The following is a 12,800-nucleotide window of genomic DNA, read 5'->3' on the forward strand; positions in this document are numbered from 1 at the left end:
TCACTCTCCCCCGCGCCGGATGGAGTTGCCCGCGAACGACGACGTGTCGTCCGACTTCGGCTCACCGTCCGTGTCGTCCAGGTCGAGGCGTCCGCTCTGGCCGTAGAACGCGACGGGGTTGCGCCACAGGACGCGGTCGACGTCGTCGTCCGTGAAGCCGTCGGCGAGCATCGCGTCACCGGTCTTGCGGGTCTTAAGGGGGTCCGAACTGCCCCAGTCCGCCGCCGAGTTGATGAGGACGCGGTCCAGTCCGTGCTCCTGGAGGATGCGGACCATGCGGTCCTCGCTCATCTTCGTCTTCGGGTAGACGGAGAAGCCGGCCCAGCAGCCGCTGTCGAGGACCATGCCGACCGTCAGCTCGTTCAAGTGGTCCAGGACGACGAGTTCGGGGGCGATGCCCGACTCCCGTACGACGTCCAGGGTGCGGCGGGTCCCGGCCGCCTTGTCGCGGTGCGGGGTGTGGACGAGGGCGGGCAGACCGTGCTCGACGGCGAGTTGGAGCTGGCGGGCGAGGACCTCGTCCTCCTCCTTGGTCATCGAGTCGTAGCCGATCTCACCGACGGCGACGACCCGGTCCTTGGCGAGGTAGCGGGGCAGTTCGTCGAGGACGGGGAGGCAGCGCGGGTCGTTCGCCTCCTTCGGGTTGAGGGCGATCGTGCAGAAGTGCTGGATGCCGAACTGGGCCGCCCGGTACGGCTCCCAGCCGAGCAGCGAGTCGAAGTAGTCGTAGAAGGATTCGGGCGAGGTGCGGGGCTGGCCGAGCCAGAAGGCGGGCTCGACGACGGCCCGGACCCCGGCCGCGTACATGGCCTCGTAGTCGTCGGTGGTGCGGGAGCTCATGTGGATATGGGGGTCGAAGATGCGCATGGTCACACGGTTTCGTCGGGGGTGGGGGTCGTGAAGGCGCGTGCGTGTACGACGTGCAGGAGAGGGGCGATGTCTTCGGGTACGGGACGTCCCGCCGCCGTCCGCTCGCGTGCGAAATCGCTGAGCATGCGGGCGAGTTCGGCGTCGGCCCGGTCGTCCAGTCCGGCGACTCGGGCGAGTGGGATCTCGCAGAAGACACACTTCAGGACGGCCTGGCGGTACTCGTCCGCCGGGAGGTGGGCTGCCGCGTAGGGGCCGAGTGCGGCCTCGATCAGCGTGTTGTCGTTGCCGCGCAGGGTCTGCCGTACGAGGTCCAGGAACCGGCCGGTTCCGTCCGCGTCGACCTGTGGCAACGCCCTGAGGACGGCCCGTTGTTCGGCGGGGTCGCCATAGCGGTGCAGGGCTGTCACCTCGTCCACGAGGGCCTGGTCGCGCAGCGGCAGCGCGGCCAGGAGCAGGGCGCGGGCGGCTTCGTCGACGGTCCGCCCGTCGGGCAGCGGGGCGCGTCCGCAGTGGCGGCGGACGGCGGGGAAGAGCGTGCGGATGCTGCTGGGGTCGGCACCGATCCTGGTCAGGGCGGTGTCGAGCCAGACGCGGGCTTCGGGAGCGAGCGGAAGGAGGGGAAGGAGGGGAGCGGGGGGAGGGAGGGTCGGGTCGGAAAGCGGCATGGTGCGGTTCCAGAAAGGGAGTTGGAGAAAGAAAGGGGGCAGGAAGGGGCAGGCGAATGGCAGAAGGTGATCGCCAAATGCCCGTAGGCAGATACCGAAAGGGCTGGAGTGGTCCGGCTGCTCAGGAGGGGAGCAGGCTCCGTGCCTCGGCCCGGCGCAGGAACTCCAGGGAGCTGCGGGCGATGTCGGGCGCGTCCAGCGCGCCGCCCTGGATCTCGACGGACACCAGGCCACGGTGTCCGAGGTCGGTCAGCGCGGCCAGTACCGGCGGGAAGTCGATCTCGCCCGCGCCGAACTCCAGATGCCGGTGGACACCGCGGACCATGTCCTCGATCTGGACGTTCAGCAGATGCGGCGCGGCCAGCGCGACGCAGTCGAGAAGTGACGGCTCCTCCACACAGTGGGCGTGTCCAATGTCCAGAGTGACGCCGAACAGCTCGTGTCCGCCGAGCAGTTCACGCAGCCGCAGACACTTCGCGACCGTGTCGACGAACATGTGCGGCTCGGGTTCGAAGGCCAGCGCGACCCCGTACGCCTCCGCCGTCTCCAGCGCCGCCCCGACGCCTGCGGCCAGCCGCCGCCAGGCCTCCGGTTCCGGTACGTCGTCCGGGGTCGGTCCGCTGCACAACTGGACGCTGGGCGAGCCGAGTTCGGCCGCGACGCGCACGGCACGCCGCAGCAGGTCGACGCGGCGCTCCGGTTCGCCCGACATCAGGGTCGGCTGGTGCTTGCCCCAGGGGTCGAGGAAGTAGGGCGCCCCGGTCTCGACCGTGACGGTCAGCCCGAGCCGCGCCAACTGCTCGCGTACGCGGGCGACTTGGCGGTCCAGGTCGTCGGCGTACGGGTCGAGGTGGTTGTGGTCGAGGGTGAGGGCGACGCCGTCGTAGCCCAGGTCGGCGAGGATGCCGAGCACGTCGGAGAGGCGGTGATGGGTGAACCCGTTGGTGCCGTAGCCGAATCTCAGGCCCATGGTCCCTCCTTCACCTCGCCCCAGGTCGTACGGCTCGCTCGGCTCAGCTGTCTCAGGTGGGCCAGGCAGGTCAGGTGGATCAGGTGGTGGCTCATGTCGGGGACACCCGTCTTGCCAGGCGCTGCGCCACCGGGTGCAGGGCACCCAGGAGTGCGGCGGCGACGGGCGCTCCGGCGCGCGCCGTGAGCGCCGCCTGCAAGGGGACCATCGCGAGGATGCCCGCCCCCACGGCACGCCGTACGGAGTTCGCCCGTGGATCGCGTATGGCACGCGCCTGGGCCATTCCGTACGTCCCCAGGTAGGCGAGAACTCCCGCGGAGGCGACGGCTGTTCGGGCGACCGCGTCGCGGGGCATGGCCCGCCGGGGCGGCAGAACGGCCGGGAGTACGGCGGGCAGCACCGTCGACAGCGCGGTGGCCGACGAGACGGCCAGCGTCGTGGCGGGCAGCCGCGCCGGGGCACCGGAGATCTCGTGGCGGCTCAGGGCGGTGATCGTATAGGTGTGCACCCCGGTGAGAAGGGCGGGGACGGCACCGCGGGCGAGGGCGCCGGCCGTGCCGCTCCCGCGGGACCCACGGGGCGGAGGGTTGCCGCCGCCTGCCACCGCGCCCGCCAGCACGTCGAGCGCCCGTGCGCCCGCCATCGCCGCCGGACCGGCCGGAGTCGATTTCAACTTCAGGTCGTACGCCCATATCAGCGCCGTCAGCGGCAGGGCGACGGCGAGTCCGCGTCGGCCGCCCGACACCGCGGCGAGGCCGAGGCCGGCGCCGGTCAGGCCGGTGGCGACGGTCAGCGCGGTCCGGCGCGGCACCCGGCCGGAGGGCACCGGACGTCCGGGGCGCTCGACCGAGTCGACGGCGGCGTCGGCGTAGTCGTTGAGGGCCATACCGGCCCAGTAGAGGCAGACGGAGGAAGCCATCGCGCCGGCCGTCCGGGGGCCGAGGGGACGGCCCGCCGCAGTCGCGCCCGCAAGGATGTCGCCGGGGACACTGAGTGCGGCTGGGGCCCGGACGAGGGCCAACAGGTCGGAAAATGGGGGTAGTTGAATCTTGACTGATTGTTGGGGTAGTCGGGAACCGGCGTGGGGAATGTAGTTCCGGTCACTCATGGCCCCATCATTACCGAAAGTATTTGAAAACTAATACTACGAAATGATGATGCTGCTTGTGACGAAGGTGACAACAGAAGATCTTGACGTGCCCTTCCCTAGGGGCACATGGAGGCGGTTCAGCGACGCGCGCGCCAGTTCCCGCCCCCGATGAGCTTGCCCTCTGCCCGCAGCCGTACGACCACGGTCGGACCGGCGACGTAGACCCAGGCTCGTACGGCGGTCCCGTCGGCGCGTGTCACGTCCCGCGCGACGCGCTCGTACAGGTTGCGCGGGTCGCCCGGCGCGAACCCCTCCAACTCGTCGAGGGCGTGCAGCAGTCCGGCGTACTCCCCCGGCAGCGCGTCGACCAACTCCCCGTACACCACTCCCCCGGACTCCTCGACGGCGTACGGATATCCGGGCCCGTCGTACAGCACCGCGTCCGCGAGCCGGCCCGGCTCCTCGGACCGGATACGGCCGCGCAGGTAGCGGTCGTGGTTGGGCTCGCCGGGGCGGAGGGTGCCGTAGACGAAGAAGGGGAGTCTCACTCGCCGGTCTCTCATTCGTGTGGGTGGGGAAACGATTCTCGCCATAAGTCGAGGTGAACGTGTACGCGCCCTGGACACGGCATGTCATGAACCCCTAAATCTGAGCGTTCACCGCCGCCTTCGTCCCCCCAAGGAGCCCGATGACATCCCGTCTCGCCGCGGCCGGCGTAGCCGCCACCACCGCCGCTCTTCTCGCCGCCGCGCTCTCCCCCACCGCCGGCGCGGCCGACAGACCGACCCGGGACACCGCGATCCGGAACGCGGTCACGGCACTCGTGGACCAGGCCGCCCACCTGGGCCTGACCTCCGCGCAGGACACGACAGTCCGGGACGTCATCATCGACAAGGACGGTGCCCAGCACGTCCGTTACGACCGCACCTACCGTCAACTGCCCGTCCTGGGCGGTGACTTCGTGGTCCATCTGGCCCCGGGCGGTGCCTATCGCAGCGCGAGCCGTGCCACGACCCGCCCGATATCGCTGTCCACGATCCGCCCCTCGGTGTCCGCCCCGAAGGCCGCGGACCTGGCCACGGCGGCACTGCGCGCGGCGAACCTGGGCGAGACGCTGAAGAAGATAACGTCCAAGCCGGAGCTGGTGGTTGACGCCCTGCACGGCGCCCCGAAGCTGGCCTGGCGTACGAACGTGGTGGCGCAGGACACGCTCGGCAACCCGGTCGCCCGCACGGTCGTCACCGACGCGCGCACCGGCGCCCAGATCGACGCCTGGGACAGCATCGAGACGGCGACGGGCGACGGGCAGTCCCTGTACAGCGGCACGGTCCCGTTGGAGACGACGGTGTCGGGATCGACGTACCAGCTGAAGGACCCGACGCGCGGCAACACGTACACGGGCGACGCCGAGAACGGCACCGATCTGTGCATCCTCGGCATCTGCATCATCCGGGCCCCCGCGACGCTCTTCACGGACGCGGACAACCACTGGGGCACGGGTACGACGGCGGACCGGGCAACGGCGGCCGTGGACGCGCAGTACGGCACGGACGAGACGTGGGACTACTACAAGGACAAGTTCGGGCGCGCCGGCATCAGGGGCGACGGGGTCGGCTCGTACAACCGCGTGCACTACGGCACCAACTACAACAACGCCTTCTGGGACGACACTTGCTTCTGCATGACGTACGGCGACGGTGACGGGACGCAGTTGGGCCCGCTGGTCTCGCTCGACGTGGCCGGCCACGAGATGACGCACGGCGTCACGTCCGCGACGGCGGACCTGACGTACTCGGGCGAGCCGGGCGGCCTGAACGAGGCGACGTCGGACATCTTCGGCACGCTGGTGGAGTTCAACGCCCTCAACTCCACTGATGTCGGGGATTACTTGATCGGCGAGAAAATCGTCAGGTCGGGCTTCGGCCGTACGGCCCTGCGCTACATGGACCAGCCGTCGAAGGACAACAACTCGGTGGACTGCTGGAGTTCGAGCACCGGGAGCCTGGACGTCCACTACTCGTCGGGCGTCGGCAACCACTTCGCGTACCTGCTCGCGGAGGGCAGCGGTACGAAGACGCTCAACGGCGTCAGCTACAACTCCCCGACCTGCAACAGCTCTTCGGTCACCGGCATCGGCCGGGACAAGCTGGGCGCGATCTGGTACCGGGCGCTGACCACGTACATGACGTCCTCGACGAACTACGCGGGCGCCCGCACGGCCACGCTGAACGCGGCGCGGGATCTGTACGGGGCGGGCGGCACGGAGTACGCGGCGGTGGGCGCGGCTTGGAGTGCGGTGTCGGTGGGCTAGCGGGCCGACGGGCCACGCGAAGGGCCGGCCCCGGGCTGAAGCGCCCGGGGCCGGCTTCGCGTGTGTCAGGGGCGCCAGCCGTTGGGGACGCGGCCCTGCTGCACCTGGTCGGTGCCGCTGCACTTCCCGTCGTCGGAGGCACCCCAGATAACGATCGTGTCGACGTCGTTCGCCCAGGTGCCGCGGGCGCTGACGGGGTGGGCGTAGGTGCCGAGGTTGACGGCGGTGTCCGCCGGGATGCAGAGGTACGCGTCCGGGGAGGGGCCCGTGTCGAGCAGCCATACAGAGTCGTTACGGGTGTTGGCGACCGCGTCCGCCTCGTTCTGTATCGAGGGCGGCAGGTTCTGGTAGCCGACGCTCTGGAACCGGCCGATGATGCTGCCGTTGGCGTAGGAGCCCTCGTACAGACACATTTGCGGGGCCGAGCAGCCGTGCATGCTGGCAGCGGCGGCGGGCGAGGCCAGCAGCGGGGTGAAGCTCGCGGCCAGTCCGACGGTGAGCAGGGTCGATGTCAAGGCGCCGGGCAGTTTCCTCATGGGTGTCTCCTCGATGATCTTTTGGGGTGGGGCCCCCGCGGCCATGAGCCACGGAAATCTTCGGTACGGCACCTACCGGATTTCGGAATTCCGAGCCCCGGTCAGTCGTCCTCTTCTGCCGACAGGTCGCGAATTCTTCGGGCTGATTACACGGCGCCCTTTCGCTTTGTTCGCTTTCTGGCGGCCTGGACCAAAAATTACGTGGCGGACCGAAAAAGGGCATGTCACGCGATCACGTGACAGCGCCGCAGCCCCCGTGCTCATCTGCGTCTTTGCCCCGGCGGCAGGCTCCATGGCCGCGTGACGGCAGCGGCGAGATGTCGCACATGCCCCTGTCGGTCCCGCTCGTGTTGATCTAAGCTGGGAAGCGAGTCTCATCGACCTGCGGGGGAAGCATGGTGAGGAATGGGGTCGATTTCCTCACGCCTCTTGGGGGAGGCAGGAATTCCTTTAGTGGAGGAAGTGTGTCGGTGCCCGGGCCGGCCCAACTCCAGCTTCGGCGCAAGTCCGCACGCCTGTCCGCTGTCCTGAGAGCAGTCAGCGCCGTCGGGGCGAGCGTGGTCGCCGTGGTCGGTTTCGCACCGCCGGCCCGCTCCGCGTGGGTGGCCGTCGCGGTCGTCGGACTACTGGTGTGGAGTGGCCTGTTCACCGTTCTGATGTTCCGGCCGGAACCTCGCCCTTGGCTCTGCGCCGGTGACACCGCCGTCGTCGTGGCGCTCTGCCTGGCGCACGGCAACCTCGCCCCGGCCGAGGTCCTGGGAGCGAGCGCGGGCAGCGGATGGATCGACGTGGTCGCCGGCACCGGCATCTTCATCGCGCAGTTCGGTCTACGGCAGCCCTTGGCGATATCGGCGGCGATCGCCATCGCCGTGGCCTACGCGGTGGGCACCCCCGGCATCCCGGACGCCCCCGTGATCATGGTGCTCCAGGGGCTGCTCGCCGCCGCTCTCGTGGCCCTGCTGCGACACGGAGCGCGCAGGGCGGACCTCGCGCTGTCCGAGGAGGCGTCGGCACGCGCGTCTGCCGCGGCCCGGTCCGCCGCCCGCTCCGACGAACTGGACCAGCAGCGGCTGTTGCACGACACCGTGCTCGCCACGCTCACCATGGTGGGGACCGGCAGCATCACCCGTGACTCCGCCGCGCTGCCGGAGCGGGCCGCGGCCGATCTGGCCGTCATCGAGGACCTGCGGGCGCACCCCGGCGCGGCACGCGATGTGGCGCACGAGCCGGCACCGCTGGATGTCGCGCTGCGCACCGTCGTACTGACACACCGCGTCGGACTCCCGTCGCTGGACGTCGAGTTCGACGTACCGCCGCTGGATCTTCCCCACGAAGTCGTGGTGGCCCTCTCGCAAGGGGTCGCCGAGGCCCTGACCAACGTGGCCCGGCACGCGAACACCCGTACTGCCCGGGTCACCGCCCGGCGCGCCGGGGAGGGCGTCACCGTCGAAGTCCGGGACAGCGGAAGTGGGTTCGACCCCATGGCCGTTCCCTCGCACCGGCGCGGCCTGCGGGAGTCGGTCCACGGCCGGATGCGTGCCGTGGGCGGCAGCGCCCTGGCGGACTCGTCCCCCGGCGCCGGTACCCGGGTCGTGCTGAGGTGGGAACCCTGAGCGCCGCCGGCATGGCCAACGGGATGGTCGCCACCCGTTTCGCCATGGCCGTCAATATCGGGCTGGTGGTGATCGTCGGCGTCTGGCACCTGGGTCTGGACACTCTGCTGATGCTCAGGGGCTGGCAGGAGTACGAGCCGCAGGCCGCGGCCGCGGGCTCCTGGCTGGCCCTCGCGGTCATCCAGACGGTCGGTTCGATCCTGCTGCTGCGTTCCGCGCTCGGCGGACCCATCGCACGATGGCTCGCGGGGGCGGCGCTGGCCACCGGCGTCGTCGCCACCGCCACGTACCCGGCGGGCGGCATGATCAGCGAGGTGAGCTGGGCGTGGAACACCGTGGGCTGGTTCGGCGTACTGCTTCTGATGCAGCGTCCGCTGTGGGAGCTGGTCGTCCTGCTCGCCGCCAACACCGCTGTCACGGTGGGATTCCTGATCGCCGACGGCGCGCTGGACCAGGTCATGCTCTCCCGTCTGCTGGCCGTGATCCACACCACCGCCGGTGTCCAGTTGACCTTCGCCTACCTGGCCCGGCAGCTCAACGCCGGTGCGAGGGAGGCCACCGAGGCCGCCGCGGGCCAGGCGGAGCGACTCGCCCGTGCGACCGCCGACGAGACCGTGCACGCCGAGCGCCGGCGCCGGTACGAGTACCTGCGCAGCAGAGTGGAACCGCTGCTGCACGGTCTGGCGGAACGTCAACTCGACCCGGGGGACACCGTCGTACGCCACCGTGCCGCCGTGGAGGCGGCACGTCTGCGGAGGCTGTTCGTGGAGACGGACGACACCCCGCACCCGCTCCTGCACGAACTGCGGGCCTGTGCCGATGTCGCCGAGCGGCGTGGCGTACGCGTGACCCTGCTGAGCTACGGCGACCTGCCCGACCTGCCGACATCCGCCCGCGGGGAACTCGCGGAAGGGGCCCTGCTGGTCCTGGCCGCCGCCACCACCCGAGCGCGGGTGACCGTGGTGACGACCCCCGAGGACGTGGTGGTGAGCGTCGTGGCCGACGCCCCGCCCCAGACACTCGTGGAGTCGCCGGGGCCACTCACCGTGTCCGCTGTATACGACCAGGAGGAGGATCAGTTGTGGTGGGAAACCCGATGGCCCGTACGACCGGCCCCCTGACCGTTGCCATCGTCGACGACCACCCGGTCGTCATCGAAGGCATCCAGACCTGGTTGTCCGAGGAGCCACGGATCACGGTGGGGCACACCGGCGAAGCCGCGGAGGTGGAGCCCGGTGTCGCGGATGTTCTGATCCTCGACCTGAATCTGCACGGCAGACTCGTCATCGGCGACATCGCCACGCTGGCCGCGGCGGGTCAACGGATCATCGCCTTCTCGCAGTTCACCGAACAGCGGGTGGTGCTCGAAGCGCTGGAGGCCGGCGCCTGCGACTTCGTCGCGAAGAACGAAGGACGGGCGCACCTGGTGAACGCGGTACTGGCGGCGGCGGGCGACAGGCCGTACGTCACGCCGACGGCCGCCGGGGTCCTCGTCGGAGATCGCGGCGCGAGCAGACCCAAGCTGTCCTCGCAGGAACGTACCGCGCTGCTGTGGTGGTTCCAGTCCATGTCGAAGGCCTCGGTCGCCCGGCGCATGGGGGTATCGGTTCACACGGTGGACGTGTACATCCGCCGGGCGAGAGTCAAGTACGCGCAGGTCGGCAGAACCGCCCCGACGAAGGCGGACATGCTGGCCCGGGCGATCGAGGACGGCTTGGTGAAGCCCGACGACATCACGGGCTACGAGTCGGCGGCGGTCGGCGTGGGTTGACCGTGCGAGGCCACCGGGTCGTGTGCTGCGTCGGTGAAGCGGGATACGTATGGTTGACCTCGGGCCTTAAGTTGAACCCTGCACCAACGCGTCCGCTGCGACCGAGGAGACGATGCCGCCATGTCCGAACCCGAACCGAGTTCCGAACAGAGAATCGACACCTCGGTACCGCACTCGGCCCGGATCTGGAACTACTGGCTGGGCGGCAAGGACAACTACCCGGTCGACGAAGCCGCCGGTGACGCGTACACGGCCGTCTTCCCCGGCATCGTGACGATCGCGCGCAGCAGCCGCGCGTTCCTGGGCCGTACGATCCGCCATCTGGCCGGGGAGGCGGGCATCCGCCAGTTCCTGGACGTCGGCACGGGCCTGCCGACGGTCGACAACACGCACGAGGTCGCCCAGTCGGTCGCCCCCGACGCGCGCATCGTGTACGTGGACCACGACCCGCTGGTCCTGACCCACGCCCGGGCGCTCCTGACGTCGACCCCCGAGGGTGCGACGGACTATATCGACGCCGAGCTGTACGACACGGACCGCATCCTGGCGTCGGCGGCGAAGACGCTGGACCTCACCCGCCCGACAGCCCTGATCCTGAGCGGCATCCTGGGCCACGTGGCGGACTACGAGGCGGCTCGCGGAATCGTCCGCGACCTGATGGCCGGCCTCCCGTCCGGCAGCTACCTCTCCCTGAACGAGGGCTCGCGCGGCACGGACCCCGCCTACGAGCAAGCGCAGGACGCGTACAACGAGACGGGCGCGGTGCCGTATTTCCTGCGGCCGGTGGACCAGATCGAGGCGTTCTTCGAGGGGCTGGAGCTGGCGGCGCCGGGCGTCGTCTCGGTGCCGTTGTGGAGGCCGGAGACGGGGAGTGCGGCGACGGCCGTGCCCATCGGGCAGCACGGCGGGCTGGCCCGGAAGCCCTGACACGATCTGTTCCGGCGCGCCGAGAAACGGCTACTGCCGTGGCTCGGCGCGTCGGCGGATTCGGTCCCGGTCCCGGTCCCGGTCTCGGTCTCGGTCTCGGTCTCAGCCCTGCTTGGGGGCTGCCTGCTGGACCACTTCGAAGGACCACAGCGTCGATCCGGACGCGGCGGGCTTGGGCTGCTCCCCGCCGGGGCCCGCGGGGCGGTGCGCCGACTGCATCGGGCCCGACATCCACTTCTGGAAGTCCTCCTCGCTGCGCCACCGGGTGTAGACCATGTAGCTGTCGGTGCCCTCAACGGGCCGAAGCAGCTCGAACCACTCGAACCCGTCCGACCCCTCGACAGCCCCGGCACGCGACGCGAACCGCTTCTCCAGCACCTCGCGCTGCTCTGCGGGGACGGTGAGTACGTTGATCTTTACGATGCTCATGAGGCCCATCTTGCCGCAGGGCACTCACCGTTTCGCGCGGGGGCGGTGACAGGCGAGGGGCACGACGGCTCCTGCCGGTTCGCCGACTGACGTACGCCCACGCCTGCGTCCACGCCTGCGTCCACGCCTCGTACGACGTCCAACTCGCACCAGACCAGCTTGCCGACGGTCAGCTCGGTCACGCCCCAGCGGTCGGCGACGGCACCGACGATCAGCAGGCCTCGCCCGAACATCTCGTCGGGGGCGGCTTTGCGCGGGCGCGGCAGTAATTCGCCCCGCGGGTCGGAGACGCTCACACGTACGGCCTGTTCGGTGAGGGCGAGTTCCACTCGGAAGAGACGGTCGCGAAGACACCCGTGCAGTACGGCGTTGCCGCCCAACTCGGAGACCAACAGGGCGGTGTCGGCGGCGAGTTCGGGGTGGCCCCATTCGGAGAGGAGGCGGTGGGCTCGGCGGCGGGCGAGGGTGACGCTCTTGGGGAAGGGGGTGTAGTCGAGGCGGTCGTGGTGGAGGGGGGCGTCTTCGGTCATGGGGGTCGCTTTCGGGCAGGGGGAGCTGGGCCGTTCGACAAAACTGGCGCCGCTCTGCGATCGATTCACCACGGACGGTAGCGGCATGTCGCCATGTGATTCAACCTCCACCTGGAAGATATCCACCAATCGTGTTTGCCAGCCCGTCCAAGCACCCAGCAGACTGACCGCGCACAGCACCGAAGGAGCAGTCAGGTGACAGTGAGTCAGGCACGACAGGGGAACAGCACAACCAGCGTTCTGGGACGCAGACTTGGGGCCGAACTCCTCAAGCTCCGTACGACGGCCGGCCTCACCCAGCCGCAGGCAGCGAAGGCACTCTCCGCTTCCACTGCGAAGGTCGCCAAGCTGGAGGGCGGGTGGGTGCCCGTTCGGGACCCTGACATCCGGGCCCTGTGCGAGCTGTACAACATCCATGATCTCGGCAGGATCGGCGGGCTTCTCGAACTGGCGAGAGTCGACCGGGAGCGACGCAAGGCCAAGGGCTGGTGGGACGACTACTCCATCCCCGGCGTCATGCAGGAGTACGTCACGCTGGAGAGTGCGGCGACGGCCATCAAGGTGTGGCAACCAGGGTTCATCCCGGGGCTGCTCCAAACGCCGGAGTACGTAAGGGCCTTGAGGAAGAGTCCGGCAGCCACAGCGGCAATCAAGGGGGGTCAGCCCGACGAGGAGTTCATCGCGGCGCGGCTCGCCCGAAAGCGCCGCCTGTCCGATGACCCGCCCCTGTCACTGCGGGTGGTGATCTATGAGGCCGTTCTCCGCAACTTCCCCGGCGGCGCGACAACCGGCGTCGGTCAACTCGAAGAGCTCCTCAAGGTGGCCGACCGGCCGAGCGTCGACCTCCGAGTCTTCCCGTTCTTCGCCGGTACGCACCCCGGCTTGAACGGCTCGTTCAACCTCATCTCGTTCGCAGCGCCCGGGGCCATGGACGTCGTCTACGTGGAGGCTCCCTTCGCCCAGCGCTGGGTGGAGGGCGGAGAGGCCGCTGCTGCCTACGATGAGTTGTTCGAGAAGATCGCCGAACACTCCCTGGACGAACGGGAGTCGGTGGCGTATCTCCACAAGCTGCGCAAGGAACTGTGAGC

General features: G+C 69.6%; 14 protein-coding genes. 6 read left to right on the forward strand and 8 right to left on the reverse strand.

The features are described from left to right. From ACH4TV_RS03995 to ACH4TV_RS04015, 5 genes are all read right to left on the reverse strand, one after another. Window positions 1-867, reverse strand: coding sequence for a TatD family hydrolase (locus ACH4TV_RS03995; protein ID WP_398393939.1), 867 nt, complete (start codon window positions 865-867; stop codon window positions 1-3). Window positions 868-869: 2 nt separating this feature from the next. Then, window positions 870-1,535, reverse strand: coding sequence for an EboA domain-containing protein (locus ACH4TV_RS04000; protein ID WP_398393941.1), 666 nt, complete (start codon window positions 1,533-1,535; stop codon window positions 870-872). A 121-nt stretch (window positions 1,536-1,656) separates the two neighbouring features. Then, complete coding sequence (locus ACH4TV_RS04005; protein WP_398393943.1) at window positions 1,657-2,505, reverse strand: sugar phosphate isomerase/epimerase family protein; 849 nt, start codon at window positions 2,503-2,505, stop codon at window positions 1,657-1,659. A gap of 91 nt (window positions 2,506-2,596) precedes the next feature. After that, window positions 2,597-3,526 (reverse strand): SCO3242 family prenyltransferase, encoded by a 930-nt coding sequence (locus ACH4TV_RS04010; protein WP_398393945.1) that lies wholly within the window; start codon window positions 3,524-3,526, stop codon window positions 2,597-2,599. Between the two features lie 206 nt (window positions 3,527-3,732). Further along, window positions 3,733-4,143, reverse strand: coding sequence for a gamma-glutamylcyclotransferase family protein (locus ACH4TV_RS04015; RefSeq protein ID WP_398393947.1), 411 nt, complete (start codon window positions 4,141-4,143; stop codon window positions 3,733-3,735). 140 nt (window positions 4,144-4,283) lie between these two features. On the opposite strand from ACH4TV_RS04015, the gene ACH4TV_RS04020 reads away from it, so the two are divergent. After that, window positions 4,284-5,906, forward strand: a complete 1,623-nt coding sequence (locus tag ACH4TV_RS04020) for a M4 family metallopeptidase (RefSeq protein ID WP_398393950.1) — start codon at window positions 4,284-4,286, stop codon at window positions 5,904-5,906. A 65-nt stretch (window positions 5,907-5,971) separates the two neighbouring features. Here ACH4TV_RS04020 and ACH4TV_RS04025 read toward each other — a convergent pair whose 3' ends face one another. Continuing rightward, the gene (locus ACH4TV_RS04025; RefSeq protein ID WP_398393952.1) at window positions 5,972-6,442 is read right to left on the reverse strand and encodes a hypothetical protein; all 471 of its coding nucleotides are present in this window, start codon (window positions 6,440-6,442) and stop codon (window positions 5,972-5,974) included. Window positions 6,443-6,912: 470 nt separating this feature from the next. Between ACH4TV_RS04025 and ACH4TV_RS04030 the strand changes: the two genes are divergently transcribed. The 4 genes from ACH4TV_RS04030 to ACH4TV_RS04045 all read left to right on the forward strand — a co-directional run bounded on the left by ACH4TV_RS04030 (window position 6,913) and on the right by ACH4TV_RS04045 (window position 10,753). Next, window positions 6,913-8,055 (forward strand): sensor histidine kinase, encoded by a 1,143-nt coding sequence (locus ACH4TV_RS04030; RefSeq protein WP_398393954.1) that lies wholly within the window; start codon window positions 6,913-6,915, stop codon window positions 8,053-8,055. Further along, window positions 8,043-9,176: a hypothetical protein gene (locus ACH4TV_RS04035; protein WP_398393956.1), complete on the forward strand. Its 1,134-nt coding sequence runs from the start codon at window positions 8,043-8,045 to the stop codon at window positions 9,174-9,176. The genes ACH4TV_RS04030 and ACH4TV_RS04035 overlap by 13 nt, the downstream gene beginning before the upstream one ends. Continuing rightward, entirely contained in the window at window positions 9,152-9,826 is a 675-nt protein-coding gene (locus tag ACH4TV_RS04040) for a response regulator (RefSeq protein WP_398393958.1), read from the forward strand. The genes ACH4TV_RS04035 and ACH4TV_RS04040 overlap by 25 nt, the downstream gene beginning before the upstream one ends. Before the next feature lie 120 nt (window positions 9,827-9,946). Continuing rightward, a complete protein-coding gene (locus tag ACH4TV_RS04045) occupies window positions 9,947-10,753 on the forward strand; it encodes an SAM-dependent methyltransferase (protein ID WP_398393960.1) in 807 nt (268 codons plus the stop codon). A gap of 102 nt (window positions 10,754-10,855) precedes the next feature. On the opposite strand, the gene ACH4TV_RS04050 is transcribed toward ACH4TV_RS04045, so the two are convergent. After that, on the reverse strand, window positions 10,856-11,182 hold the full coding sequence (locus tag ACH4TV_RS04050; protein ID WP_398393962.1) for an antibiotic biosynthesis monooxygenase family protein: 327 nt from the start codon (window positions 11,180-11,182) through the stop codon (window positions 10,856-10,858). Continuing rightward, window positions 11,179-11,712 carry an ATP-binding protein gene (locus ACH4TV_RS04055; protein ID WP_398393964.1) on the reverse strand — a complete coding sequence of 178 codons (534 nt, stop codon included), beginning with the start codon at window positions 11,710-11,712 and terminating at the stop codon, window positions 11,179-11,181. Before ACH4TV_RS04055 ends, ACH4TV_RS04050 begins: the two co-directional genes overlap by 4 nt. A 195-nt stretch (window positions 11,713-11,907) precedes the next feature. Here ACH4TV_RS04055 and ACH4TV_RS04060 point away from each other — a divergent pair, with 195 nt between their 5' ends. Next, complete coding sequence (locus ACH4TV_RS04060) at window positions 11,908-12,798, forward strand: helix-turn-helix domain-containing protein (RefSeq protein ID WP_398393966.1); 891 nt, start codon at window positions 11,908-11,910, stop codon at window positions 12,796-12,798. Window positions 12,799-12,800: the final 2 nt, after the last annotated feature.

The organism is Streptomyces sp. NPDC020898 (assembly GCF_044333925.1).
Lineage (GTDB): Bacteria > Actinomycetota > Actinomycetes > Streptomycetales > Streptomycetaceae > Streptomyces.

Excerpts from the sequence above, each read along its gene's own strand:
- ACH4TV_RS03995 (WP_398393939.1), bottom strand. The coding sequence starts at position 867 with ATGCGCATCTTCGACCCCCATATCCACATGAGCTCCCGCACCACCGAC.
- ACH4TV_RS04000 (WP_398393941.1), bottom strand. The coding sequence starts at position 1,535 with ATGCCGCTTTCCGACCCGACCCTCCCTCCCCCCGCTCCCCTCCTTCCC.
- ACH4TV_RS04005 (WP_398393943.1), bottom strand. The coding sequence starts at position 2,505 with ATGGGCCTGAGATTCGGCTACGGCACCAACGGGTTCACCCATCACCGC.
- ACH4TV_RS04020 (WP_398393950.1), top strand. The coding sequence starts at position 4,284 with ATGACATCCCGTCTCGCCGCGGCCGGCGTAGCCGCCACCACCGCCGCT.
- ACH4TV_RS04025 (WP_398393952.1), bottom strand. The coding sequence starts at position 6,442 with ATGAGGAAACTGCCCGGCGCCTTGACATCGACCCTGCTCACCGTCGGA.
- ACH4TV_RS04040 (WP_398393958.1), top strand. The coding sequence starts at position 9,152 with ATGGCCCGTACGACCGGCCCCCTGACCGTTGCCATCGTCGACGACCAC.
- ACH4TV_RS04045 (WP_398393960.1), top strand. The coding sequence starts at position 9,947 with ATGTCCGAACCCGAACCGAGTTCCGAACAGAGAATCGACACCTCGGTA.
- ACH4TV_RS04050 (WP_398393962.1), bottom strand. The coding sequence starts at position 11,182 with ATGAGCATCGTAAAGATCAACGTACTCACCGTCCCCGCAGAGCAGCGC.
- ACH4TV_RS04055 (WP_398393964.1), bottom strand. The coding sequence starts at position 11,712 with ATGACCGAAGACGCCCCCCTCCACCACGACCGCCTCGACTACACCCCC.